Source organism: Escherichia sp. E4385, assembly GCF_963883145.1.
GTDB lineage: Bacteria > Pseudomonadota > Gammaproteobacteria > Enterobacterales > Enterobacteriaceae > Escherichia.
The window spans coordinates 1-24666 of record NZ_CAWOOJ010000016.1; the positions used below are offsets into that span (position 1 = coordinate 1).

At 52.3% G+C, this 24666-nt stretch carries 18 protein-coding genes, 1 pseudogene and 1 riboswitch; of the genes and pseudogenes, 6 read left to right on the forward strand and 13 right to left on the reverse strand.

What is annotated here, in order from left to right:
- Positions 1-34: 34 nt before the first annotated feature.
- Together murI and btuB are read right to left on the reverse strand one after the other, a co-directional pair.
- Positions 35-892 (reverse strand): glutamate racemase, encoded by an 858-nt coding sequence (gene murI, locus AACS80_RS16660; protein ID WP_131161587.1) that lies wholly within the window; start codon positions 890-892, stop codon positions 35-37.
- Positions 837-2681: a TonB-dependent vitamin B12 receptor BtuB gene (btuB, locus tag AACS80_RS16665; RefSeq protein ID WP_135410683.1), complete on the reverse strand. Its 1845-nt coding sequence runs from the start codon at positions 2679-2681 to the stop codon at positions 837-839. The genes murI and btuB overlap by 56 nt, the downstream gene beginning before the upstream one ends.
- Positions 2682-2746: 65 nt before the next feature.
- Positions 2747-2937: riboswitch (cobalamin riboswitch) on the reverse strand.
- Between the two features lie 113 nt (positions 2938-3050).
- Here btuB and trmA point away from each other — a divergent pair.
- Positions 3051-4151 (forward strand): tRNA (uridine(54)-C5)-methyltransferase TrmA, encoded by a 1101-nt coding sequence (gene trmA / locus AACS80_RS16670; RefSeq protein ID WP_135410682.1) that lies wholly within the window; start codon positions 3051-3053, stop codon positions 4149-4151.
- Positions 4152-4190: 39 nt separating this feature from the next.
- Here trmA and AACS80_RS16675 read toward each other — a convergent pair whose 3' ends face one another.
- The 4 genes and pseudogenes from AACS80_RS16675 to AACS80_RS16690 all read right to left on the reverse strand — a co-directional run bounded on the left by AACS80_RS16675 (position 4191) and on the right by AACS80_RS16690 (position 7828).
- Positions 4191-4550 carry a YijD family membrane protein gene (locus AACS80_RS16675; RefSeq protein ID WP_000806411.1) on the reverse strand — a complete coding sequence of 120 codons (360 nt, stop codon included), beginning with the start codon at positions 4548-4550 and terminating at the stop codon, positions 4191-4193.
- Positions 4550-5200, reverse strand: coding sequence for an HTH-type transcriptional repressor FabR (fabR, locus tag AACS80_RS16680; protein WP_001309117.1), 651 nt, complete (start codon positions 5198-5200; stop codon positions 4550-4552). Before fabR ends, AACS80_RS16675 begins: the two co-directional genes overlap by 1 nt.
- A 103-nt stretch (positions 5201-5303) precedes the next feature.
- Positions 5304-6619: pseudogene (locus AACS80_RS16685) on the reverse strand (citrate-proton symporter).
- 42 nt (positions 6620-6661) lie between these two features.
- Positions 6662-7828: a M20 aminoacylase family protein gene (locus AACS80_RS16690; RefSeq protein ID WP_135410681.1), complete on the reverse strand. Its 1167-nt coding sequence runs from the start codon at positions 7826-7828 to the stop codon at positions 6662-6664.
- Positions 7829-8157: 329 nt separating this feature from the next.
- Here AACS80_RS16690 and sthA point away from each other — a divergent pair, with 329 nt between their 5' ends.
- Complete coding sequence (gene sthA, locus AACS80_RS16695; protein WP_001120822.1) at positions 8158-9558, forward strand: Si-specific NAD(P)(+) transhydrogenase; 1401 nt, start codon at positions 8158-8160, stop codon at positions 9556-9558.
- Here sthA and oxyR read toward each other — a convergent pair.
- The 4 genes from oxyR to argC all read right to left on the reverse strand — a co-directional run bounded on the left by oxyR (position 9541) and on the right by argC (position 13947).
- Positions 9541-10458, reverse strand: coding sequence for a DNA-binding transcriptional regulator OxyR (gene oxyR / locus AACS80_RS16700; RefSeq protein WP_135410680.1), 918 nt, complete (start codon positions 10456-10458; stop codon positions 9541-9543). The two genes, sthA and oxyR, sit on opposite strands and share 18 nt — an antisense overlap.
- Positions 10459-10724: 266 nt before the next feature.
- Positions 10725-12098 carry an argininosuccinate lyase gene (argH, locus tag AACS80_RS16705; RefSeq protein WP_135410679.1) on the reverse strand — a complete coding sequence of 458 codons (1374 nt, stop codon included), beginning with the start codon at positions 12096-12098 and terminating at the stop codon, positions 10725-10727.
- A 60-nt stretch (positions 12099-12158) separates the two neighbouring features.
- Complete coding sequence (argB, locus tag AACS80_RS16710; RefSeq protein ID WP_130206548.1) at positions 12159-12935, reverse strand: acetylglutamate kinase; 777 nt, start codon at positions 12933-12935, stop codon at positions 12159-12161.
- A 7-nt stretch (positions 12936-12942) separates the two neighbouring features.
- On the reverse strand, positions 12943-13947 hold the full coding sequence (gene argC / locus AACS80_RS16715) for an N-acetyl-gamma-glutamyl-phosphate reductase (protein WP_130206550.1): 1005 nt from the start codon (positions 13945-13947) through the stop codon (positions 12943-12945).
- Between the two features lie 153 nt (positions 13948-14100).
- On the opposite strand from argC, the gene argE reads away from it, so the two are divergent.
- The 4 genes from argE to AACS80_RS16735 all read left to right on the forward strand — a co-directional run bounded on the left by argE (position 14101) and on the right by AACS80_RS16735 (position 21193).
- Positions 14101-15252, forward strand: a complete 1152-nt coding sequence (argE, locus tag AACS80_RS16720) for an acetylornithine deacetylase (protein WP_135410678.1) — start codon at positions 14101-14103, stop codon at positions 15250-15252.
- Positions 15253-15602: 350 nt separating this feature from the next.
- A complete protein-coding gene (gene ppc / locus AACS80_RS16725; RefSeq protein ID WP_130206554.1) occupies positions 15603-18254 on the forward strand; it encodes a phosphoenolpyruvate carboxylase in 2652 nt (883 codons plus the stop codon).
- Positions 18255-18434: 180 nt separating this feature from the next.
- Entirely contained in the window at positions 18435-20168 is a 1734-nt protein-coding gene (locus AACS80_RS16730; RefSeq protein ID WP_130222330.1) for a phosphoethanolamine transferase CptA, read from the forward strand.
- A gap of 173 nt (positions 20169-20341) precedes the next feature.
- Positions 20342-21193 (forward strand): AraC family transcriptional regulator, encoded by an 852-nt coding sequence (locus tag AACS80_RS16735; RefSeq protein WP_130258326.1) that lies wholly within the window; start codon positions 20342-20344, stop codon positions 21191-21193.
- Here the strand turns inward: AACS80_RS16735 and AACS80_RS16740 are convergent.
- Genes AACS80_RS16740 through AACS80_RS16750 form a run of 3 tightly spaced genes read right to left on the reverse strand, consistent with a single transcriptional unit; the run spans position 21180 to position 24664 of the window.
- Positions 21180-21521 (reverse strand): PTS fructose-like transporter subunit IIB, encoded by a 342-nt coding sequence (locus AACS80_RS16740; RefSeq protein ID WP_130206560.1) that lies wholly within the window; start codon positions 21519-21521, stop codon positions 21180-21182. The two genes, AACS80_RS16735 and AACS80_RS16740, sit on opposite strands and share 14 nt — an antisense overlap.
- A 1-nt stretch (position 21522) precedes the next feature.
- A complete protein-coding gene (locus AACS80_RS16745) occupies positions 21523-22401 on the reverse strand; it encodes a [formate-C-acetyltransferase]-activating enzyme (RefSeq protein WP_135410677.1) in 879 nt (292 codons plus the stop codon).
- Positions 22367-24664 (reverse strand): formate C-acetyltransferase, encoded by a 2298-nt coding sequence (locus AACS80_RS16750; protein ID WP_135410676.1) that lies wholly within the window; start codon positions 24662-24664, stop codon positions 22367-22369. The genes AACS80_RS16745 and AACS80_RS16750 overlap by 35 nt, the downstream gene beginning before the upstream one ends.
- Positions 24665-24666: the final 2 nt, after the last annotated feature.

Here is a 24666-nt window from a genome sequence, read left to right on the forward strand (position 1 = left end):
AAATAATTTTCCGAATGCGCAACATTCAACCAAATCAGCCTGAAACTGCCAGTTTTTCGAGCGTTTCGAAGCCGTAACGCTGTAAAACGGGCAATAATTGTTCAGCTTCTGGCGTCATTGCCATACAAAAGGCAATATTCGCATCGGCAGATTTCGCATCCGGAGCTTCATGTTCCAGCAGCCAGGCCGTTCGGCGGGCAATCGCTGCGCCAGAATCCACCAGCCGGGTTCCCTCTGGCAGCACCTTTAACAGTTCTTCTTGTAGTAGAGGAAAATGGGTGCAACCTAGAACAACGGTATCTGGCGGCTCTTTCATTCTTAACCACGGGCGCAGGATACGTTTTAGCGCATCCAGAGAGATTTCTTCGCCATGCAACTTCGCTTCAGCCAGCTCAACCATTTCTGCCGAGCCCAGCATCTCTATCTGACATTCATTAGCGAAACGCGCGATTAGCTCGTGGGTATAAGAACGTTTTACCGTACCACGAGTTGCCAGCAATCCGACAATGCCATTAGCTGTCAGCCGTGCCGCTGGCTTAATTGCCGGAACGACACCGACAACCGGGAACGCAAACTTCTCGCGTAATGCAGGAAGTGAGACGGTACTGGCGGTGTTGCAAGCGACCACAGCCAGCGCAAGGGGATAACGCTCTTGCACCGCGGTGACAATTTCCACCACACGCTCAACAATAAACTCTTCGCTTTTTTCGCCATACGGGAAAGCGACGTTATCGAAAGCATAAATGTAATGGAGATCCGGTAAGAGATGCCGGATCTCGTCATAGACCGACAACCCACCGACGCCGGAGTCAAACACCAGCACGGTGGGACGTGGTTCAGAAGGTGTAGCTGCCAGACAAGGTGTATTCCCGTCCTGCAGTTTGGTAGCCATAGACTGTCTCGTAATCTTTGTCGAACAGGTTGGCTATTTTACCACGAACTGTCAGGTGAGAGGTGACCGGATATGCAACCGCAAGATCCCACAAGCTCACACCGCCCATTTTCACAGTTTGATACGGCCAGGAGGAGTAATCCTTATCATAGCGAGAGCCTAAATACTGATAAGTAATCCCCCAGTCGAAGTCATACAACTGCCAGTCGAGCTGGTATTTCACCTGCTGTTTAGCACGGCGTAACAACGGCGTGTCGGTAATTGCGTTACGGGCATCAACATAATCGTAACTCACAGTATGCGTCAGTGGTCCGGTATCAACATTGGCGGTCGCCTCGACACCTTTAATCCGCGCTTTCCCTTCGTTGTAATATTTCAGGATATGGTCGTCATAATCGATTAAGTCACTAACATCGTTACGATATCCGGAAATACGCCAGTTCACTCCTGCTGTTAAGCCTTCAAACGCGCCTTCCCACTGTTTGCTTTTCTCAGGGTCCAGATCCGGATTACCGTAGAAGCCGTACAGTTGTCCAAGATTTGGTGCCTTATAAGATGTCCCGTAGGAAGCAATGAAGCGATAACCTTCGATGAACTCCCATCCGACGCTGGTTTGCCAGGTTCCATGACGACCAAACTGTGAGTTATCGTCGCTGCGTGCTGCGCCTTCAAAGGTAAAATCGCCAACTTGTTGCAGCCCGGTCAGATAGATACCGGTGTTACGTTGATCATATCCATCCTCAACGTAACCTGTACCCGGCGTCGTAGTCTGTTTCTGCCAGTCGACACCCGCACCAACACTACCGTGACCAACGATGACATTGTTTGCCCACTGGACGGTGTATTGCTTCATCTCATCGAGCGTCGCCGACGAATCATAACGACCATAATGCGGATCGTAGTTGTAATCTTTGCTATGGCTATAGCTGGAAATGAGTTGTGATTTAATCAGTTCGCCGTTATAGCGCAGCCCGGCGTCCCAACTTTGACTATAGAGTTTACGGGTATCGACCAATGGTGAACCCGGAGAATAATACGCGTCATAATTGGTCCGATTATCATAGCCATAGCCACGTACAAAGCCGCTCCAGGCATCGGTAAAATTATGTTCCAGCGCACCATAAAGCGTTTTACTTAAGAAACCATCGTTATCAGGCTGCGCTTGCATTCCTGTATTGCCGTAAGCGACAACATCATAACCATGGGTATAAGCGTAATCGCCCAACAGAGTTACCCGTGTCTTATCCCCCAGTTGTTGCTGCGTCGAGACATCGTAGTTCTGATAACTATGGCTTCCCCACCCCGCTGAAATTTCCGTTCCAGGTTCATCGCGCGTCGTGATGATATTCACCACCCCGCCTATTGCATCAGAACCATAAACGGCGGAACGCGGCCCACGGATATATTCAACACGCTGGACAAGCGCAATAGGGAACTGACTAAGGTCAGCAGAACCACTCACCCCCGCCAAATTCAGGCGGACGCCATCAATTAACACCAACACATGACTGGCATTTGTACCGCGAATAAAAATAGATGAGAGCTGACCTGAACCGCCGTTTTGGGTGATATCCACGCCAGGGAGACGGCGCAGCACATCATTGACCGAGGTTGACTGCCAGCGGTCGATATCCTGACGCGTCACAACAGTAGTTGGCGCAAGCACAGTGCTGCGCGGTTGTTCAAAACGGTTAGCAGTAACGACGAGAGTATCCGGGCTGGTATCCTGTGCCCAAGCGGAAAATGCCGTGACGGAACACGCCGTCAGCAGCGAAGCTTTTTTAATCATTGTAAAGCATCCACAATAGAAGAAGGATGCCGCAGGTTTCATCAATATTACGCGATGATGAGAACCAGATGCGACGTTGGCCGGCAGGTCTTCGGGCTTGGAGGGGTATCTGAAGATACAAAGAGATGATGACTTCCCACCGGATGGCAGTGTCCGCATAACGCAATCATCGCACCTTTCCTTACCGCTGCGCGTCAGCTCCAGATTCGCACTGGATTCCCTATTAACTCACAGGACCGGCAAGTGGATGCTACAGGTTGTAACAAGTTACTGTCCAGACGTAGCTCACAAATAGGAATTCATCAAGATCTGGACATCTGATGAGCAATCCCTACAATCGCCGCGTACTTTAATTTTTCAGGATACATCATGACCCCCGAACACCTTCCAACAGAACAGTATGAAGCGCAGTTAGCCGAAAAAGTGGTACGTTTGCAAAGTATGATGGCACCGTTTTCTGACCTGGTTCCGGAAGTGTTTCGCTCGCCGGTCAGCCATTACCGGATGCGTGCAGAGTTCCGCATCTGGCACGATGGCGATGACCTGTACCACATCATTTTCGATCAACAAACCAAAAGCCGTATCCGCGTGGATAGCTTCCCTGCCGCCAGTGAACTCATCAACCAGTTGATGACGGCGATGATTGCGGGTGTGCGTAATAATCCCGTTCTGCGCCACAAGTTGTTCCAGATTGATTACCTCACCACGCTGAGTAATCAGGCGGTGGTTTCTCTGCTGTACCATAAAAAGCTGGATGACGAATGGCGTCAGCAGGCGGAAGCCCTGCGCGATGCGTTGCGCGCGCAGAATCTGAATGTGCATCTGATTGGTCGGGCAACGAAAACCAAAATCGCGCTGGATCAAGATTACATCGACGAGCGTCTGCCGGTCGCCGGAAAAGAGATGATCTACCGTCAGGTGGAGAACAGTTTCACCCAGCCAAACGCGGCGATGAATATTCAGATGCTGGAATGGGCGCTGGACGTAACCAAAGGCTCAAAAGGCGATTTGCTGGAGCTGTACTGCGGCAACGGTAACTTCTCATTAGCCCTGGCGCGTAATTTTGATCGGGTATTAGCTACCGAAATCGCCAAGCCGTCGGTCGCTGCCGCGCAACACAACATTGCCGCTAACCATATTGATAACGTACAAATTATCCGTATGGCGGCAGAAGAATTTACTCAGGCGATGAATGGTGTGCGCGAGTTTAACCGCCTGCAAGGGATCGACTTAAAGAGTTATCAGTGCGAAACCATTTTTGTCGACCCACCGCGCAGCGGTCTGGACAGTGAAACCGAGAAAATGGTGCAGGCGTATCCGCGTATTCTGTATATCTCCTGCAACCCGGAAACGCTGTGTCAGAATCTGGAAACATTAAGCCAGACGCACAAGGTTGAACGTCTGGCTCTGTTTGATCAGTTCCCCTACACGCACCATATGGAGTGCGGCGTATTACTGACGGCGAAGTAAACCCCATGCCGGATGCGCCAGCATCCGGCATGATACCGATTACTCAGCAACTTCCTGCTTACGGTTACGCATCTTCGCGCCAATCCAGAACACCATAATAACGGACAGCACAGCCGGGAAGAAGTTAGAGCCGATATCCGGATATTCCGCACGGACCACAGTGCTATAAAGCAGAACACCGAGAATAAAACAGGCAGCTGCCAGACCCGGCAAGCCGACCGGCATAGTGCGATTAAGATAACGTTGATGCAGGCAGTAAACCGTCAGCACCAGGGAAATAATCGGGAATACAGAAAATGGCACAATGGAGCTAAACAGCGCTGCGAAAGTACCATTAATCGATAAGCCAGCAACTAACGCCAGCAGCAGCGTACCTCTATCTTGATTTGCTTGTTTCATTACTCGTCCTTCACATTTCCCGGAATAATTGCGGTTTTCTCTTGTTCACGGCGATACCAGTAATAAGCCCCTTTCGAAATCATTCGCAGTTGCAGTACCAGTCGCTCTTCTAATTGCCGACGTTGTTCGACGCCGACATCCAACGCCTCGGCACCCGCACTGAAGACAATCGTCACCATTGCTTCGGCTTGCGCTTCAGTAAACGCGCGCGGCATATGGTTTTCGAGTTCAAGATAGTCCGCAAGTTCCGCAATGAAGTGCTGAATTTCACGCGCAACGGCGGCACGAAACGCGGCGGAGGTGCCGGAGCGTTCCCGCAATAATAACCGGAAGGCGTTAGGATTATTACCGATGAACTCCATAAATGTGGATACCGAGGTACGGATCACACTCCCGCCTTTAGCGATACGCTGACGCGCCTGGCGCATAAGCTGACGCAGCATCAAACCACTCTCGTCAACCATGGTCAGGCCAAGTTCGTCTACGTCGCGGAAATGCCGATAAAAAGAGGTGGGAGCAATGCCCGCTTCACGCGCCACTTCACGTAAACTCAGGCTGGCGAAGCTGCGTTCAGCACTTAATTGGCTAAATGCGGCTTCTACCAGCGAACGTCGGGTTTTTTCTTTTTGCTGCGCTCTTACGCCCATCACGATGTCTGAATCCTTGCCAAAAGTACTGCTGGCACTATACCAGAGAATGAACATACTGGATTGCTCCAGTGTTGTGAATGAACGGTAGCGCAATAAAACACATTTACTGCAACTCTTTGGCCGGTTCTTTTACAAACAATAACGCCAGCATCGACAGCAACGTGCCTCCACCCAGATACCACGCCGGAGCCGTCAGACTATCCAGTAACACGATGGATTGCGTGGCGAAATATTGCGCAAAACCGCCGAAGATTGCTACACCAATGCTATAAACCAGCGCGAAGCCTAATGCCCGAATCCGTTTCGGCAATAGTTCGGAAATCAGCAACATTACCGGTACCCCACCAAGCGTGGTAAAGCTGACCATCACGAAAACCACCGTCAGCAACATGCCGGGGCTTGGGTAATTCACCAACAACCAGAATGATGGCCAGCTACAGATCAGCACCATCACACGGGAGATTAAAATCAGCTTTTTACGCCCGACCGAATCACATAGCATCCCCACCAACAGCGCGCCCACAAACGTAATTACCCCCGCCAGTAACATCGCTGCATGAGAATAGTGTTGAGGCATTGCCAGATACTTCGCCGCCCAGGTGCCATAGTAAAAGAGGGAAATATAGGTTGCTACCGTGCTACCGATAGCGAGTAAAACGCCGTTAATGATAGTCGCTTTATGTTGCAGGAGCAGAGAGAACGCGCTTTCGCTGGCAGCAGCTTTTTTATTGTGTACAGGTTCAGGTACGTCATTTTCCAGGCTCAGACGCAACCAGCAACCGATCGGTGCTAATAACACGCCAATAAAAAATGGCACACGCCAGCCCCATTCTGCCATTACGGTTTCTGAACCTGTGGCAAACGGTAGCCAAGTGCTCAGACCTAAAGCGACAACACCACCAAGGTCGTTGCCAGCCCCTGGGTCGCCAGCGACCAACTGCTGTAAAAACCGCGACGATTTGCCGGAGCTGATTCAACCAGTAAAGACATTGAGGCGCCGACTTCACCACCTGCCGCAACACCCTGAATCAGACGCGCCAGTACCAGCGTCGCCGTTCCCCAATAGCCCGCCGTCGCATAGGTCGGCGCGATGCCGATCATCAGCGTACCGAGGCTCATCAGGGCAATGGTGAACACCATCGCGGGTTTACGTCCGAAACGATCGGCCCAGGCCCCGACGATAATTCCACCAAGCGGGCGCATAAAAAAACTCACGCCAAACGTTGCAAATGCCAGTAACAGCGCGACATTATGATCAGCGCTGGGCGGGAAGAAAAGCGTACTGATATAGACCACAAAAAAGTTGTAAACGCCAAAATCAAAAAATTCGAGCGCATTGCCAAACGCCGACGCAAAAATCACCCGCTTACCGCTGGGCTTTTTCTTCACAATCACGCTTCCATTTACGATCGCCGTCATTCCATGTTCCTTGCCAGAAAGTGTTGTTGTGTGTTGTTTTATTTATTGCAGCCAGGCTTCTACCAGTGCGCCCCAGTAGCTGCACGCCGGGACCAGACTTGCATCGTTGAAGTCGTAGCCCGGGTTATGCACCATGCAGGAACCTTCCCCAACATCGCCATTACCGAACAGCAAAAAAGCGCCTTTCGGCTGGGCTTCCAGCATGAAAGAGAAATCCTCACTGCCCATCAGGGGCTTGATGCCAAACTCGGCCCGATCTTCACCAAACGTTTTACACGCCACCTGCCAGGCGAAGCGCGCCATCTCCTCGTCATTTACTAATACCGGTGTACCGTTAACATGCGTAACCTCAGCCGTAGCGCCAAAGCTGACAGCCTGGGCTTGCGCCAGAGCCGGAATACGGGTCAGAAGAAGTTGTCGGGTATCGCGGCTAAGAGAGCGGACGCTGATTTTCATCTCAGCACTGTCAGGAATGACGTTAGCCGCCTCTCCAGCAACAATGCTGCCAACGGTAATTACCGCCGCTTCCAGCGGATCGACATTGCGCGACACAATGCTTTGTAATGCGGTGGTGATATGTGCCGCGACCAGCACCGGATCGATGGCTTTGTGCGGGATCGCACCGTGTCCGCCATAACCACGAACCGTAATATGGAACTGATCCATTGACGCCATTAGCGCCCCGGGCTGGAAGAAAAACTTGCCAACCGGCAAGCCCGGCATGTTGTGCATCCCGAAAATGACATCGCAGGGGAAGTGGTCAAAAAGACCTTCTTTGACCATAATCTCGCCGCCGTTAATCATCTCTTCTGCGGGCTGGAAGATAAGACGTAACGTGCCGTTAAAACGACGAGTTTCGGCAAGATAACGCGCAGCACCTAGTAATATCGTGGTATGGCCGTCATGCCCGCATGCGTGCATTAAACCGGGATGTTTACTGGCCCAGGGCTTGCCGCTATTTTCATAAATCGGCAACGCATCCATATCCGCCCGCAGGCCAATACTTTTCTCTCCCTCGCCCACTTTTAACGTGGCCACTATCCCCGTCGTCGCCAGTCCTTGCTCTACCTCATAACCCCACTGGCGCAGCTTTTCCGCAACCAGAGCACTGGTTTTAAATTCTTGTAGCCCCAACTCCGGATTTTCGTGGATTTGGTGGCGGATCTCGCGCAACTCTTCCTCAAACCCACGAATGTAGTGTTCGATCATCGACTATTCCTTTATTCACTTATAAACAGGTTAATTAACGGATTTTATTGATGGTATAAATATAAAAAAGGCATCAATATAAAATATTTATATATTTGTTTTATAAGAATATTTAACATAGACAATAACAAAAAAGCACACTTCGGCAAGATAAAACTATCAGCCATAAGAAAAAGCGATTAATAGTGAATTAATAAAATAAGAAGGGGGAAGACAAAGCAAAGGCCGGTCACGATATAGCCAGATAAATGACGGGGATCAATTGGCTTACCCGCGATAAAATGTTACCATTCTGTTGCTTTTATGTATAAGAACAGGTAAGCCCTACCATGCCACATTCCTACGATTACGATGCCATAGTAATAGGTTCCGGCCCCGGCGGCGAAGGCGCTGCAATGGGTCTTGTTAAGCAAGGTGCGCGCGTCGCAGTTATCGAGCGTTATCAAAATGTTGGCGGCGGTTGCACCCACTGGGGAACCATCCCGTCGAAAGCCCTCCGTCACGCCGTCAGCCGCATTATAGAATTCAATCAAAACCCACTTTACAGCGACCATTCCCGACTGCTCCGCTCTTCTTTTGCCGATATCCTTAACCATGCCGATAACGTGATTAATCAACAAACGCGCATGCGTCAGGGATTTTACGAACGTAATCACTGTGAAATATTGCAGGGGAACGCTCGCTTTGTTGACGAGCATACGTTGGCGCTGGACTGCCCGGACGGCACGGTCGAAACGTTAACCGCAGAAAAATTTGTCATAGCCTGCGGCTCACGCCCTTATCATCCAGCAGACGTCGATTTCACCCATCCACGCATTTACGACAGCGACTCAATTCTTAGCATGCACCACGAACCGCGCCATGTACTTATTTACGGTGCTGGAGTGATCGGCTGTGAATATGCGTCGATCTTCCGCGGTATGGATGTAAAAGTAGATCTGATCAATACCCGCGATCGCCTGTTGGCGTTTCTCGATCAAGAGATGTCAGATTCGCTCTCCTATCACTTCTGGAACAGTGGCGTAGTGATTCGTCACAACGAAGAGTACGAGAAGATCGAAGGCTGTGACGACGGTGTGATCATGCATCTGAAGTCGGGCAAAAAACTGAAAGCCGACTGTCTGCTCTATGCCAACGGTCGCACGGGTAATACCGATTCGCTGGCGTTACAGAACATTGGGCTGGAAACTGACAGTCGCGGACAGCTGAAGGTCAACAGCATGTATCAGACCGCGCAGCCGCACGTTTACGCGGTGGGCGACGTGATTGGTTATCCAAGCCTGGCTTCAGCGGCCTATGACCAGGGGCGCATTGCCGCGCAGGCGCTGGTAAAAGGTGAAGCCACCGCGCACTTGATTGAAGATATCCCTACCGGTATTTACACCATCCCAGAAATCAGCTCTGTGGGCAAAACCGAACAGCAGCTGACCGCGATGAAAGTACCGTATGAAGTAGGCCGCGCCCAGTTTAAACATCTGGCACGTGCACAAATCGTTGGCATGAACGTGGGTACGCTGAAAATTTTGTTCCATCGGGAAACGAAAGAGATTCTGGGGATCCATTGCTTTGGTGAGCGCGCTGCCGAAATTATTCATATCGGTCAGGCGATTATGGAACAGAAAGGTGGCGGCAACACTATTGAGTACTTCGTCAACACCACCTTTAACTACCCGACCATGGCGGAAGCCTATCGGGTAGCGGCATTAAACGGCTTAAACCGCCTGTTTTAACGCTTTATCGAAATGGCCATCCATTTTTGCGCGGATGGCCTCTGCCAGCTGCTCATAGCGGCTACGCAGCGGTGAGCCTGGACGATAAACCAGACCAATGGTACGGCGTGGTTCCGGCTTAATGCACGGCAGATAAACGACGCCATCGCGTTTGCGTTCTGGCGGTACAGCCAGCGCAGGCAATAAAGTGATCCCGCTACCTGCGGCCACCATGTTGCGCAGCGTCTCCAGACTGGTCGCGCGGAAGTGTGTATCTTCATCCGCTCCAGCTTCAAAGCAGAAGCCCATTGCCTGATCGCGCAGACAGTGACCATCTTCCAGCATCAGCAGTTTTTCCCCTGCCAGATCGGCCATCGGCACGCATTCGCGATTAGACCACGGGTGATCTTCATAGACTGCCAACAACATGGGTTCATCAAACAACGGTACTTCAATGAATGCTTCGCTCTCTTTCACCAGCGCGAGGATCACGCAGTCGAGTTTGCCACTGTCCAGTTGCGCCAGTAACTGATGGGTCTGCGCTTCATGCAGATACATTTCCAGCTTCGGAAAGGTCTGGTGCAGCATCGGGATAATATGCGGCAACAGGTAAGGCCCAACCGTGGGAATCAAACCAATATGCAGCGGCCCGGACATCGTCTCCCCCTGCTGGCTTGCCATCTCTTTAAGGACTTTCACCTCGCGCAGCACGGTACGCGCCTGCTCCACCAGTAGCATTCCCGCCTGGGTGAATAACACTTTACGGCTGGTCCGCTCCAGCAACATCACGCCCAGCTCATCTTCCAGCTTACGAATTTGCCCGCTAAGCGTCGGCTGGCTAACGTGGCAGGAATCTGCCGCACGCCGAAAATGGCGGTGCTCGGCCAGGGCCACCAGGTACTCAAGATCACGAATATTCATTATCCATCCTCCATTGCCACGATAGTTCATGGCGATAGGTAGCATAGCAACGAACGATTATCCCTATCAAGCATTCTGACTGATAATTGCTCACAGAAACGGAGCGGCACCTCTTTTAACCCTTGAAGTCACTGCCCGTTTCGAGAGTTTCTCAACTCGAATAACTAAAGCCAACGTGAACTTTTGCGGATCTCCAGGATCCGCTTTTTTTTGCCATAAAAAAGCCCGGCGATAAGCCAGGCTCAAATTTGTACATATAAATGTTCTTACCCCAACCGCGCTCTTGCAAAAGCAATCGCCTGCGCCACCTGCTGTGGTGAGACGCCGCCTTTTGCCGCACGCTTGTCGAGACACGATTGCAGCGACAGAATCGGATAGACATCTTCGCCAATCACCTGGCTGAATTTCTGCAACTCACTGAGCGGCAGCTCTTCCAGCGGTTTGCCCTGACGAATGGCTTCCACCACTGCTTCACCCACGATATGGTGCGCCTCGCGGAACGGTACGCCTTTCGCCACCAGGTAATCCGCCAGTTCAGTGGCGTTCGCGTAACCTTGCTGCGCCGCTTCCTGGCAACGCGGACGTTTCACCTGAATGCCGTCCAGCACCAGCGCCGCCATATGCAGGCAGTCCAGCCAGGTATCGAGCGCGTCGAACAGACCTTCTTTGTCTTCCTGCATATCTTTGTTGTAAGCCAGCGGCAGACCTTTCAGCGTCATCATCATGCCAGTTAACGCGCCCTGCACCCGCCCACATTTACCGCGAATCAGCTCCAGCGCATCCGGATTTTTCTTCTGCGGCATTAATGATGAACCAGAAGTCACGCGGTCAGAAAGCTCGACAAACCCCGCTTCGCCGGTGTTAAAGAAAATCAGATCTTCAGCAAAACGCGACAGATGCACCATGCCGATAGCGGCAGCAGAAAGCAGTTCCAGCACATGATCACGGTCAGAAACGCTGTCGAGACTGTTAAGTGTCGCCGAAGCAAAACCCAGCCAGCCGGCTAACTGTTCACGGTCGATTTCATAGGCCGTTCCCGCCAGTGCGCCACAGCCTAACGGGCTGACATCCAGACGCTTAAGCGCGTCCTGCAAACGGCTTTCATCACGCGCCAGCATCTCAACATACGCCAGGCACCAGTGAGCGAACGTCACCGGCTGGGCGCGTTGCAGGTGAGTGTAACCTGGCATCACCGCGTCCTGATTGTTTTGTGCGGTTTCCACCAGCGCCGATTGCAGCTGACGGTTAGCCGTCAGCAACTCGCTAACGGTATCTTTGCACCACAGTTTCAGGTCAGTCGCTACCTGATCATTACGGCTACGCCCGGTATGCAGTTTTTTGCCTAACTGACCCACTTTGTCGATCAGTTTGCCTTCCACCCAGCTATGGATATCTTCGGCGTCGCTTTCGAGGATTTGTTGTGGCCTGGCGCGAACATCTTCCAGCAGCTCGTTCAGCGCCTCTTCCAGTTGCGCCTGTTCTTCTGCGGTTAACACGCCTACCGTTACCAGGGCTTTGGACCAGGCCACAGAGCCAACAATATCCTGCTCCGCCAGACGGTAATCAAAGCGCAGTGAGTCGTTGAATTGTTTGAACCGTTGATCTGCTGCCTGGGTAAAACGCCCGCCCCAAAGTGCCATAACTCTGTTTCCTTATGTTGAAATTCAATGCCGGAAAGCGACGTCTCCGGCCAACAAAACTTAAGCTAAAATCCGCGTACCCATCGGCATACCGTTAAACAGTGCCGGAAGCTGTTCCGCATGACGCCAGGAGGCGATATCTACCGGACGGCCCAGCGTGCGCGCAGCATCCAGCGCCGCGTTCACTTTTACAATCATGCCGTCGGTAATAATGCCCTGCTCAATCAGTTGTTCCGCTTTCGCGGCGGTCATTTCGGCAATACGTTGCCCTTTACCATCGAGAATGCCGCTGACGTCGGAGAGCAAAATCAGATCTGCGCCCAGCGTTGCCGCCAGCGCCGTCGCCGCCTGGTCGGCATTGACGTTCATCAGTTGTCCTTCGTCCGTTACGCCAATGGAGCTGACCACCGGCAGATAACCGTTTTCCAGCAACGTATTGATAAGCTTAGGCGAACCTGGCTGCGCCAGTCCAACATGGCCTAACTCTTCATCAAGCTGGGTCACTTTTACGCTGTCGCCATCACCAAGAAACAAACCTACGGCCGCAATCTGATGTTTCTTCGCCCATGCCAGCAGGGTTTTATTTGCCGTTCCCGCCAGCGCTCCGGTGATAATGTCTATCTGATCCGCAGGCGTCACCCGCAGGCCGTTTTTCTTTTTCACCGGCAGATTCAGCCCTTTCATCAGCTCATCCACCACGCAGCCGCCGCCGTGGACAATCACCAGCGGACGCTGATGTGACTCACGATATTTCACCAGTGCGCTGAACAGCCGTTCCAGCGCCTCTTCGCTATCCAGCAGTACGCCGCCCAGCTTGATAATTAATGGATTCATCATTGCACCCTTAAATAAGAGACTGCGTTTGGGCATAGCCGAAACGAATATTGGCACACTGGATTGCCTGTGCCGCCGCGCCTTTCAGTAAGTTATCTTCGGTCGCCACAATAATCAGATGCTCGCCCTGAACGGCAAATCCGATATCGCAAAACGGCAGCCCGACGACATTTTTTAGTGCCGGAACGCCTTTGTCATACAGACGCACCAACGGTTTATGCGCATACGCCTGCTGTAATGTCTGCGCCACTTGCGCCTGACTCACGCCCGGTTTCAGGCGGCAGGTAATGGTTTCGAGAATACCGCGCGGGAAATTGCCCAGATGCGGGGTGAAGATGACGTCAGCACCGAGATGCGTAGCGATCTCCGGCTGGTGGCGATGGGTAAAGATGCCATACGGTTGCAGACTCACTTCACAAAAGCTATTTGAAATCGCTGCCTTACGCCCTGCTCCGCTCACGCCGCTGGTGGCGTTAATCACCGGCCACTGACTGAGGTCGAGAAGATCGGCATCAATCAACGGTTTCAGCGCCAGCTGTGCCGCCGTCGGATAACAGCCCGGCACCGCAATCAAGTTCGCTTCTTTTAATTTATTGCCACACCACTCCGCCAGGCCATAGACCGCCTGCTCAAGCAATGCCGGGTATTGATGGGTAAAGCCGTAATATTTTTCATAGAAGGCGGCGTCGTTAACGCGAAATGCGCCGGAAAGGTCAAACACCACACAGCCCGCTTCAAGAAATTGCGGCGCTAAATCGTGGCTAACTTCATGGGCGGTGGCGAGAAACACCACATCCACCCCTGGGCTAAACTCGCTGATATCCGACATCGGCTGCAACGGCAGATCAACGATGCCTTTGAGCTGCGGATGCAAATCGGAGATTAACTTTCCCGCATCATTGCTTTGCGCTGAGACAGTCAAAGCGGTTATGTTCATATGCGGATGGCGATTTACATAGGTCACTAGCTCTGCGCCAGCGTAACCACTGGCACCCACAATCAGCGTATTCAACATCGGGGCTATTCACCTTCTTATGTCTGTTTGCCTGGCTAAACGTAAAACATTCACCTTACGGCTGGTGGGTTTTATTACGCTCAACGTTAGTGTATTTTTATTCATAAATACTGCATGAATATTGATACTATCATGACCGGAGGTGTGTCAACAATGAAAAACAAATTACCGCCATTTATCGAGATTTACCGCGCTCTGATTGCCACACCTTCAATAAGCGCCACGGAAGAGGCACTCGATCAAAGTAATGCAGATTTAATCACTCTGCTGGCGGACTGGTTTAAAGATTTAGGCTTCAATGTGGAAGTGCAGCCTGTGCCAGGAACTCGCAACAAATTTAATATGCTGGCAAGTACCGGACAGGGGGCTGGCGGCTTGTTGCTGGCGGGGCATACCGATACGGTGCCATTTGATGACGGTCGCTGGACGCGCGATCCGTTTACACTGACGGAGCATGACGGCAAGCTTTACGGCTTAGGCACCGCCGACATGAAAGGCTTTTTTGCGTTTATCCTCGATGCGCTACGCGATGTCGACGTCACTAAACTGAAAAAACCGCTCTACATTCTGGCGACTGCCGATGAAGAAACCAGTATGGCAGGAGCGCGTTATTTTGCCGAAACCACCTCCCTGCGACCGGATTGCGCCATCATTGGCGAACCAACGTCGCTGCAACCGGTACGCGCGCATAAAGGCCACATCTCAAATGCCATTCGAATTATGGGTCAGTCGGGCCACTCCAGCGATCCGTCGCGCGGGGTTAACGCTATTGAACTGATGCACGACGCCATCGGCCATATTTTGCAATTGCGCGATAATCTTAAAGAACGTTATCACTATGAAGCGTTTACCGTGCCGTATCCCACGCTCAACCTCGGGCATATTCACGGCGGCGACGCCTCTAACCGAATTTGCGCCTGCTGTGAGTTGCATATGGATATTCGCCCGCTGCCGGGCATGACGCTCAACGAACTTAATGGTTTGCTCAACGACGCGCTGGCTCCGGTGAGCGAACGCTGGCCGGGCCGTCTAACGGTCGAAGAGTTGCACCCACCGATCCCAGGCTATGAATGCCCGCCAAATCATCAACTGGTTGAAGTGGTTGAGAAATTGCTTGGCGAAAAGACCGAAGTGGTGAACTACTGTACTGAAGCACCGTTTATTCAGACGCTATGCCCGACGCTGGTGCTAGGCCCGGGCTCAATCAATCAAGCCCATCAGCCTGATGAATATCTGGAGACGCGTTTTATCAAGCCCACCCGTGAATTGATTACCCAGGTGATTCACCATTTTTGCTGGCATTAAAACGTAGACCGGATAAGGCGCTCGCGCCGCATCCGGCACCGTTGCCACACTCCGGTGCCACAATAATGTCGGATGCGATGCTTGCGCATCTTATCCGACCTACACCTTTGGTGTTATGTATGGCGATTTTTTAACATTCCCATAAGTTACGCTTATTTAAAACGTCATGAATTTAATGGCGTAAATTCCTGCTATTTATTCGTTTGCTGAAGCGATTTCGCAGCATTTGACGTCACCGCTTTTACGTGGCTTTATAAAAGACGACGAAAAGCAAAGCCCGAGCATATTCGCGCCAATGCGACGTGAAGGATACAGGGCTATCAAACGATAAGATGGGTGTCTGGGGTCATATGAACGAACAATATTCCGCATTGCGTAGTAATGTCAGTATGCTCGGCAAAGTGCTGGGAGAAACCATCAAGGATGCGTTGGGAGAACACATTCTTGAACGCGTAGAAACTATCCGTAAGTTGTCCAAATCTTCACGCGCTGGCAATGATGCTAACCGCCAGGAGTTACTCACCACTTTACAAAATTTGTCGAACGACGAGCTGCTGCCCGTTGCGCGTGCGTTTAGTCAGTTCCTGAATCTGGCCAACACTGCCGAGCAATACCACAGCATTTCGCCGAAAGGCGAGGCTGCCAGCAATCCGGAGGTGATCGCCCGCACCCTGCGTAAACTGAAAAACCAGCCGGAACTGAGCGAAGACACCATCAAAAAAGCAGTGGAATCGCTGTCGCTGGAACTGGTCCTCACGGCTCATCCAACCGAAATTACCCGTCGTACACTGATCCACAAAATGGTGGAAGTGAACGCCTGCTTAAAACAGCTCGATAACAAAGATATCGCCGACTACGAACACCACCAGCTGATGCGCCGCCTGCGCCAGCTGATCGCCCAATCATGGCATACCGATGAAATCCGTAAGCTGCGCCCAACTCCGGTTGATGAAGCGAAATGGGGCTTTGCCGTGGTGGAAAACAGCCTGTGGCAAGGCGTACCAAATTACCTGCGCGAACTGAACGAACAACTGGAAGAGAACCTCGGCTATAAGCTGCCGGTCGAATTTGTTCCGGTACGCTTTACCTCGTGGATGGGCGGCGACCGCGACGGCAACCCTAATGTAACCGCCGATATCACCCGCCGTGTCCTGCTGCTCAGTCGCTGGAAAGCCACCGACCTGTTCCTGAAAGATATTCAGGTTCTGGTTTCTGAACTGTCGATGGTTGAGGCTACCCCAGAACTGCTGGCGCTGGTTGGCGAAGAAGGTGCCGCAGAACCGTATCGCTATCTGATGAAAAACCTGCGTTCTCGCCTGATGGCGACACAGGCCTGGCTGGAGGCGCGTCTGAAAGGCGAAGAGCTGCCGAAGCCGGAAGGTCTGCTGACGCAGAATGAAGAACTGTGGGAACCGCTCTACGCTTGCTACCAGTCACTTCAAGCATGTGGTATGGGCATTATTGCTAACGGCGATCTGCTCGACACCCTGCGCCGCGTGAAATGTTTCGGCGTACCGCTGGTGCGTATTGATATTCGCCAGGAGAGCACTCGTCATACCGAAGCATTGGGCGAGCTGACCCGCTATCTCGGCATTGGCGATTACGAAAGCTGGTCAGAGGCCGACAAACAGGCGTTCCTGATCCGCGAACTGAACTCCAAACGTCCGCTTCTGCCACGCAACTGGCAACCAAGCGCCGAAACGCGCGAAGTGCTTGATACCTGTCAAGTGATTGCCGAAGCGCCGCAAGGCTCTATTGCCGCCTACGTGATCTCGATGGCGAAAACGCCGTCCGACGTACTGGCCGTCCACCTGCTGCTGAAAGAAGCGGGTATTGGATTTGCGATGCCGGTCGCACCGCTGTTTGAAACTCTCGATGACCTGAACAACGCCAACGATGTCATGACCCAACTGCTGAATATCGACTGGTATCGCGGTCTGATTCAGGGCAAACAGATGGTGATGATTGGCTATTCCGACTCAGCAAAAGATGCGGGCGTGATGGCGGCCTCCTGGGCGCAATATCAGGCACAGGACGCATTAATCAAAACCTGCGAAAAAGCGGGTATTGAACTGACGCTATTCCATGGTCGCGGCGGTTCCATTGGTCGCGGCGGCGCACCAGCCCATGCGGCGCTGCTGTCGCAACCGCCGGGAAGCCTGAAAGGCGGCCTGCGTGTAACCGAGCAGGGCGAGATGATCCGCTTTAAATACGGTCTGCCAGAAATCACCGTTAGCAGCTTGTCGCTGTACACCGGGGCGATTCTGGAAGCCAACCTGCTGCCACCGCCTGAGCCGAAAGAGAGCTGGCGTCGCATTATGGATGAACTGTCAGTCATCTCCTGCGATCTCTACCGTGGCTACGTGCGTGAAAACAAAGACTTTGTCCCTTACTTCCGCTCCGCTACGCCAGAACAGGAACTGGGTAAACTGCCGTTAGGTTCACGCCCGGCGAAACGTCGTCCAACCGGCGGCGTCGAGTCTCTGCGCGCCATTCCGTGGATTTTTGCCTGGACACAAAACCGCCTGATGCTCCCCGCCTGGCTGGGTGCAGGTACGGCGCTGCAAAAAGTGGTGGAAGATGGCAAACAGAGCGAACTGGAAGCCATGTGCCGCGACTGGCCGTTCTTCTCAACGCGTCTGGGTATGCTGGAGATGGTCTTTGCCAAAGCAGACCTGTGGCTGGCGGAATACTACGACCAACGCCTGGTCGACAAAGCACTGTGGCCGTTAGGTAAAGAGTTACGCAATCTGCAAGAAGAAGACATCAAAGTGGTGCTGGCGATTGCCAACGACTCCCATCTGATGGCCGATCTACCGTGGATTGCCGAGTCTATTCAGCTACGAAATATATACACTGACCCGCTGAACGTACTGCAGGCAGAGTTGCTGCATCGTTCGCGTCTGGCAGAAAAAGAAGGACAGGAGCCGGATCCCCGCGTCGAACAAGCGTTGATGGTCACTATTGCCGGAATTGCGGCAGGTATGCGTAATACTGGCTAACACCCCTCCGCTATCAACCCTCGTGCAATAGCGCGAGGGTTTTCTGAAATACTTCTGTTCTAACACCTTCGTTTTCAATATATTTCTGTCTGCATTTCACCCAGATTCTGGATATCCCTTCAGATATCCTTAAGGTTTTGTCCTTACATTCGGCGCTATTATCCAAAACGGGTTCTTACTATGCATTCCACTGAAGTCCAGACTAAACCCATTTTTAGCTGGAAAGCCCTGGGTTGGGCACTGCTCTACTTTTGGTTTTTCTCTACCCTGTTACAGGCCATTATTTACATCAGCGGCTACAGCGGCACCAACGGCATTCGCGACTCGCTGCTGTTCAGTTCGCTGTGGTTGATCCCGGTATTCCTCTTTCCGAAGCGGATTAAGATTATCGCAGCAGTAATCGGCGTAATGCTGTGGGCGGCGTCTCTGGCAGCGTTGTGCTACTACGTCATCTACGGTCAGGAGTTCTCGCAGAGCGTTCTGTTTGTGATGTTTGAAACCAACACCAACGAAGCCAGCGAGTATTTAAGCCAGTATTTCAGTCTGAAGATTGTGCTTATCGCGCTGGCCTATACGGCGGTGGCAGTTTTGCTGTGGACGCGCCTGCGCCCGGTCTATATTCCAAAGCCGTGGCGTTATATCGTCTCTTTTGCCCTGCTTTATGGCTTGATTCTGCACCCTATCGCCATGAACACGTTTATCAAACACAAGCCGTTTGAGAAAACGTTGGATAATCTGGCATCACGCATGGAACCTGCCGCACCGTGGCAATTTCTGACCGGTTATTATCAGTATCGTCAACAACTTAACTCACTGACGAAGCTACTGAATGAAAATAACGCGTTACCGCCACTGGCTAATTTCAAAGACGAATCGGGTAACGAACCGCGCACCTTAGTGCTGGTGATTGGCGAATCGACCCAGCGTGGACGCATGAGCCTGTACGGCTATCCGCGTGAAACCACGCCGGAACTGGATGCGCTGCATAAAACCGATCCGAACCTGACCGTGTTCAATAACGTGGTTACGTCTCGTCCGTACACCATTGAAATCCTGCAACAGGCGCTGACCTTTGCCAACGAAAAGAACCCGGACCTGTATCTGACACAGCCGTCACTGATGAACATGATGAAACAGGCAGGTTATAAAACCTTCTGGATAACCAACCAGCAGACGATGACTGCCCGCAACACCATGCTGACGGTATTTTCGCGCCAGACCGACAAGCAGTACTACATGAACCAACAACGTACGCAGAGTGCGCGTGAATACGACACCAACGTGCTGAAGCCGTTCCAGGAAGTGCTGAAGGACCCTGCGCCGAAGAAACTGATCATCGTTCATCTGCTGGGTACGCATATCAAATACAAATACCGTTACCCGGAAAATCAGGGCAAGTTTGATGGTAATACCGATCATGTTCCACCGGGATTAAGCGCAGAAGAGCTGGAGTCATATAATGATTATGACAACGCTAACCTGTACAACGACCATGTGGTTGCCAGCCTGATTAAAGACTTTAAAGCAGCAGACCCGAACGGTTTCCTGGTTTACTTCTCTGACCACGGTGAAGAGGTTTACGACACGCCGCCACACAAAACTCAGGGGCGTAACGAAGATAACCCGACGCGCCATATGTACACCATTCCGTTCCTGCTGTGGACGTCGGAAAAATGGCAGGCGACTCATCCGCGTGATTTCTCGCAGGATGTTGATCGTAAATACAGCCTGGCGGAACTGATCCACACCTGGTCGGATTTGGCAGGTTTATCTTACGACGGTTACGATCCAACCCGTTCGGTGGTGAATCCGCAGTTCAAAGAAACTACCCGCTGGATTGGTAACCCGTATAAGAAAAATGCGCTGATCGATTACGACACTCTGCCGTATGGCGATCAGGTGGGTAATCAGTAATTATCAGCCAGATGCTATTTGCCGGATAAAGCGTTTACGCCGCATCCGGCAATACAAGGCGACTGAAACTGCCGCAATGTTTACATCGAACTCCCATCAGGCCACTCTTTTCAGGTGGCCTTTTTTCATAATGCCAGTTACTGTTTTCCCGTCTACATACCTAAGGGAATAACATGTATCACGACGTCAGTTATCTGCTCTCCCGCCTGATCAACGGCCCGCTGTCGCTGCGCCAGATTTACTTTGCCAGTAGCAACGGTCCGGTGCCCGATCTTGCGTATCAGGTCGATTTTCCACGGCTGGAAATAGTGCTGGAAGGTGAGTTTGTTGATACCGGCGCTGGAGCAACGTTAGTTCCCGGCGATGTGCTGTACGTTCCCGCTGGTGGCTGGAATTTCCCACAATGGAAAACACCCGCGACCACCTTTAGCGTGCTGTTTGGCAAACAGCAACTCGGCTTCAGCGTCGTGCAATGGGATGGCAAACAGTATCAAAATCTGGCGAAGCAGCACGTCGCCCGACGCGGCCCGCGCATTGGTTCTTTTCTGCTACAAACGCTCAATGAAATGCAAATGCAGCCACAGGAGCAGCAAACGGCAAGGCTTATCGTCGCCAGCCTGCTTAGCCACTGCCGCGATTTGCTTGGCAGCCAAATCCAGACCGCCTCACGCAGCCAGGCTCTATTCGAAGCTATTCGTGATTATATCGACGAACGCTATGCCTCCGCGCTTACCCGCGAATCTGTCGCACAGGCATTCTATATTTCGCCCAATTACCTCTCGCATCTGTTTCAAAAAACGGGGGCCATTGGTTTTAACGAATACCTGAATCACACGCGACTGGAGCACGCTAAAACGTTATTGAAAGGGTATGACCTGAAGGTAAAAGAAGTGGCGCACGCCTGCGGCTTTGTCGACAGCAACTACTTCTGCCGTCTGTTTCGTAAAAATACCGAACGCTCGCCGTCGGAATATCGTCGGCAGTACCACAGCCAACTGACAGAAAAACCAACTACTCCAGAATAAGATGGGTTTGCTGCGGCGCAGAAAGCACTTTGCGCACCGCGCTCATCACCCGCTGCGGCTCACGCAGGAACGCGTAGATACTGCATTGCACGTAGCGACAATGTTCAAATCGCTCGGCACCGGAAAGCTCAATATCCGTAATCAACAGCGCGACATCCGCCCGGCGGATATCCTCGTCCGCTAAACGATTCTCCGTTCCCAGCGCGCCCTGGGTTTCAATGCTGACGCCCCACTTCTCTATCTGACACAACTTTTCCAGCCGTTCCGCCGCCATATAAGTATGCGCCACGCCGCTCACGCAGGCGGTTACTGCCACCAGGTATGCCATTTTAACCTCCCACGGTAACCTGAAATCCAGCCCGTTCTGCCATTTCGCGCATTGTTGCCACATCGACTGACGACGGCGCAGAAACCTCTTTCATCGACCATGTTTTCCCCAGCAGGCGGTATTTCGGCTCGCCGTACTGATGAAACGGTAACAGATGAATTTGCCTGATATTCAGCGGGATCAGCACGTCCAGCGCCTGCTGCATATTCTCCCGGCTGAGTGTGAAACCGGGGATCAGCGGCAAACGCGGGATCACGTTGACACCCTCACTCACCAGCAAACGCAGGTTCTCCAGTACGCGTGGCAGGTTCATCTTCACCACATCCCGCGCCTGAGTCGGGTCCATAATTTTTAAATCGAACAACACTTCATCGCACAATTTCGCCAGCGGTAACAACTTGCTGGCTGGCGCGTCTCCGGCAGTTTCGATGGCGCATGACACGCCCCACAGCCGCAGTCGTTGCAAAAAACGGGTAGCAAATTCCGCCTGCATCAACACTTCGCCACCAGAAAGCGTGACGCCGCCACCGGACGTGCGAAAGAAAATGTCATCTTTCATCACTTCCCGTTCCAGAGCGTCAAGGCTGATATCGCGACCAATCCGTTCAAACGCCCCGGAGGGGCATTCATCCGCATCGCGCAAACATTTCGCGCAGTGCAGACATTTCGCCTCTCTGCGCACCGTCTGGATTTTGCCGGAGATCGACTCCGGATTAGCACACCACGGGCAAAGATGCGGACAGCCTTTAAAAAAGACCACCGTGCGAATGCCCTCGCCGTCATTCAGCGAATAACGCTGAATGTTGAAAATGCGCGCCACATCATCGAGGCGCGTTTCCACAACGTTACAGCTGATGCGCTGTCCGGCGGATGATGTCATCCTGGATCTCCTTCGACAGTTCGACAAAGAAGGCGCTGTATCCGGCAACGCGTACCACCAGCCCCGCATAGTCCTGCGGGCGTAATTGGGCTTCACGTAACGTGTCGGCGTTCACCACGTTAAACTGAACATGCTGCAACTTCAGCTGGGTAAATGCCCGTAAGAAGTCGGCCAGTTTGCGTAATCCCGCTTCACCTTCCAGGGTCGCCGGAGTGAATTTCACGTTCAGCAACGTCCCGTTAGAAAGCAGCGTGTTATCGAGCTTGCTGACGGACTTCAGTACCGCCGTTGGTCCTTGCCCATCCTGGCCCAGCATGGGTGACAAGCCGCCGTCTGCCAGTTGTTCTCCGGCAAAACGACCGTCTGGCGTCGCTCCAACCACCGATCCCAACGGGACATGAGCAGAAACGGTATACGATCCCGGCGCGAAGTAACCACCACGCGGGTTCTGGTATTTTTCCACTTCTTTGCAGTAATGGCGTAACAGTTCGGCGCTAATGTTATCCACCTCGTCGATATCGTTACCGTATTTCTCGAAGCGATTAATTAAGCGAGCGCGGACTTTTTCGCCTTCTGGCGTTGCGAAGTTCGCTTTTAATACCGACAACAATTCGTCAAAACTTAAACGCTGTTGATCAAAAACCATCCCTTTCAACGCATGGAGAGAATCACTCAGGTTGGCGATACCGATCCCCTGTACACCGGAGAAGTTATAACGCGCGCCGCCATCGGTAATATCGCGACCTTTTTCCAGACAATCGCTGATAAAAGACGAGAGCAGCGGTACAGGTGCCCAGTCGCGATGGCCGATATCACAAATATTGCTGCCTTCAACCATCAGGGTGATGTAGTGGCTGATCTTGGCGCGGATCTGTTCCAGCAAACCGTCATAGCTCAGCGCGGCATTGCCTTCATTCTCATGCAGGCAGATTTCCATCACTTTCAGCAGGTTAAACATCGCAATGTCGTGCAGACCGTAGGTTCTGCCAGGAATAGATAATTCCACGCAGCCCACCACTGAATAATCGCGCGCATCTTCCAGCGAAACGCCACGGTTGAGGAACGCAGGCACCACCACTTCATCGTTGAAGATTTGTGGAATACCCGTGCCGAGGCGAATGGTTTCTGCGGTTTTCATCAGGAACGGCGTGTCGATCAAGGCGTTAGTGCGCACGCCCAGGTTCGGTTGCGGCAACTGCACGCTCTGATAGGCATCAAGACAAAGGAACGAAAGTACGTTCACCGCACTGCGGCCATTCTCGGTTAAACCGCCGAGTAGTGCGGTATAACCTGTCGGGAAACCTGCGAAATAACGCGCGCTGCTGGTAGAACGTAACAGTACGATGTCGTTGCATTTCACCCATAAAGATTCGAGCAGTTCTTTCAGGAACGCCGGATCTTCCCCCTGAGTTAATGATGCCTGATAGAACGGCAACATATACTGGTCGAAGCGCCCCAGCGACAGCGAACTAGCGTTGGATTCGTATTGCAGGATGATGTTCATGTACCAGAACAACTGGCACGCCTGCCAGAACGTCTGCGGCTTATGTTCGGCATTATGGCGGGAGATCTCCGCAATAGTCAGCAGTTCTTCGCGACGCTGGACATCTGTGCAGTTTGCCGCCATCGTTTCCGCCAGTTCGGCGTAACGCAAAATGTGTTTCTGCGAGGCTTCCAGCAGTAACAGCGCTGCCTGATAAAAGTGATTCTCAGGCTGTTGTTGACAATGTTGCTGCATCTGCGCCACCAGCTCACCCAGCCCGTGATTCAGCAGGCGCGGGTAATCAATAATAATGTGTCCCTGGCCTTTATCCGTCTGGTTGATGCTAAAAATCTGCGTGCTGGTCGCGGCTTTTACTTCATCCGTCATCTGCCCGTTGATGAAATCTTTCATCGAACGTTTTTCCCAGTACGGGAACAACTCTTCGCGGTAGATACGTTTATCTTCTTCGCTAATGGCGAAGCGGTCTTGCGGTCGCGTCGGGAACTGATCCAGCTCTTTCAGCAGCCAGTAAGGGTCCATTTCCGGCGACATAATCCCGGCGCGCGGTTTTACGGTGCGGTTACCGGCAATCAGTTCTTCATCACGAATAGAAATGTCAACATGTTCAAGGATATACGCTGTTGCTCTCGCCCGACGCAATATCACCGGCTCGCCTTCAGTTTGCCGATGACTGGCAGTGTAAAGCAGCGCACGCTCCAGCGAGATTTCACGGGTATTGGAAAACAATGCAGTTTTAAGGCGAGAGATACGATTCGTCATGA

Excerpts from the sequence above, each read along its gene's own strand:
- AACS80_RS16740 (WP_130206560.1), bottom strand. The coding sequence starts at position 21,521 with ATGGCATACCTGGTGGCAGTAACCGCCTGCGTGAGCGGCGTGGCGCAT.
- argB (WP_130206548.1), bottom strand. The coding sequence starts at position 12,935 with ATGATGAATCCATTAATTATCAAGCTGGGCGGCGTACTGCTGGATAGC.
- AACS80_RS16730 (WP_130222330.1), top strand. The coding sequence starts at position 18,435 with ATGCATTCCACTGAAGTCCAGACTAAACCCATTTTTAGCTGGAAAGCC.
- AACS80_RS16750 (WP_135410676.1), bottom strand. The coding sequence starts at position 24,664 with ATGACGAATCGTATCTCTCGCCTTAAAACTGCATTGTTTTCCAATACC.
- btuB (WP_135410683.1), bottom strand. The coding sequence starts at position 2,681 with ATGATTAAAAAAGCTTCGCTGCTGACGGCGTGTTCCGTCACGGCATTT.
- AACS80_RS16675 (WP_000806411.1), bottom strand. The coding sequence starts at position 4,550 with ATGAAACAAGCAAATCAAGATAGAGGTACGCTGCTGCTGGCGTTAGTT.
- AACS80_RS16690 (WP_135410681.1), bottom strand. The coding sequence starts at position 7,828 with ATGATCGAACACTACATTCGTGGGTTTGAGGAAGAGTTGCGCGAGATC.
- trmA (WP_135410682.1), top strand. The coding sequence starts at position 3,051 with ATGACCCCCGAACACCTTCCAACAGAACAGTATGAAGCGCAGTTAGCC.
- argH (WP_135410679.1), bottom strand. The coding sequence starts at position 12,098 with ATGGCACTTTGGGGCGGGCGTTTTACCCAGGCAGCAGATCAACGGTTC.
- murI (WP_131161587.1), bottom strand. The coding sequence starts at position 892 with ATGGCTACCAAACTGCAGGACGGGAATACACCTTGTCTGGCAGCTACA.
- ppc (WP_130206554.1), top strand. The coding sequence starts at position 15,603 with ATGAACGAACAATATTCCGCATTGCGTAGTAATGTCAGTATGCTCGGC.
- AACS80_RS16735 (WP_130258326.1), top strand. The coding sequence starts at position 20,342 with ATGTATCACGACGTCAGTTATCTGCTCTCCCGCCTGATCAACGGCCCG.
- argE (WP_135410678.1), top strand. The coding sequence starts at position 14,101 with ATGAAAAACAAATTACCGCCATTTATCGAGATTTACCGCGCTCTGATT.
- AACS80_RS16745 (WP_135410677.1), bottom strand. The coding sequence starts at position 22,401 with ATGACATCATCCGCCGGACAGCGCATCAGCTGTAACGTTGTGGAAACG.
- oxyR (WP_135410680.1), bottom strand. The coding sequence starts at position 10,458 with ATGAATATTCGTGATCTTGAGTACCTGGTGGCCCTGGCCGAGCACCGC.
- sthA (WP_001120822.1), top strand. The coding sequence starts at position 8,158 with ATGCCACATTCCTACGATTACGATGCCATAGTAATAGGTTCCGGCCCC.
- argC (WP_130206550.1), bottom strand. The coding sequence starts at position 13,947 with ATGTTGAATACGCTGATTGTGGGTGCCAGTGGTTACGCTGGCGCAGAG.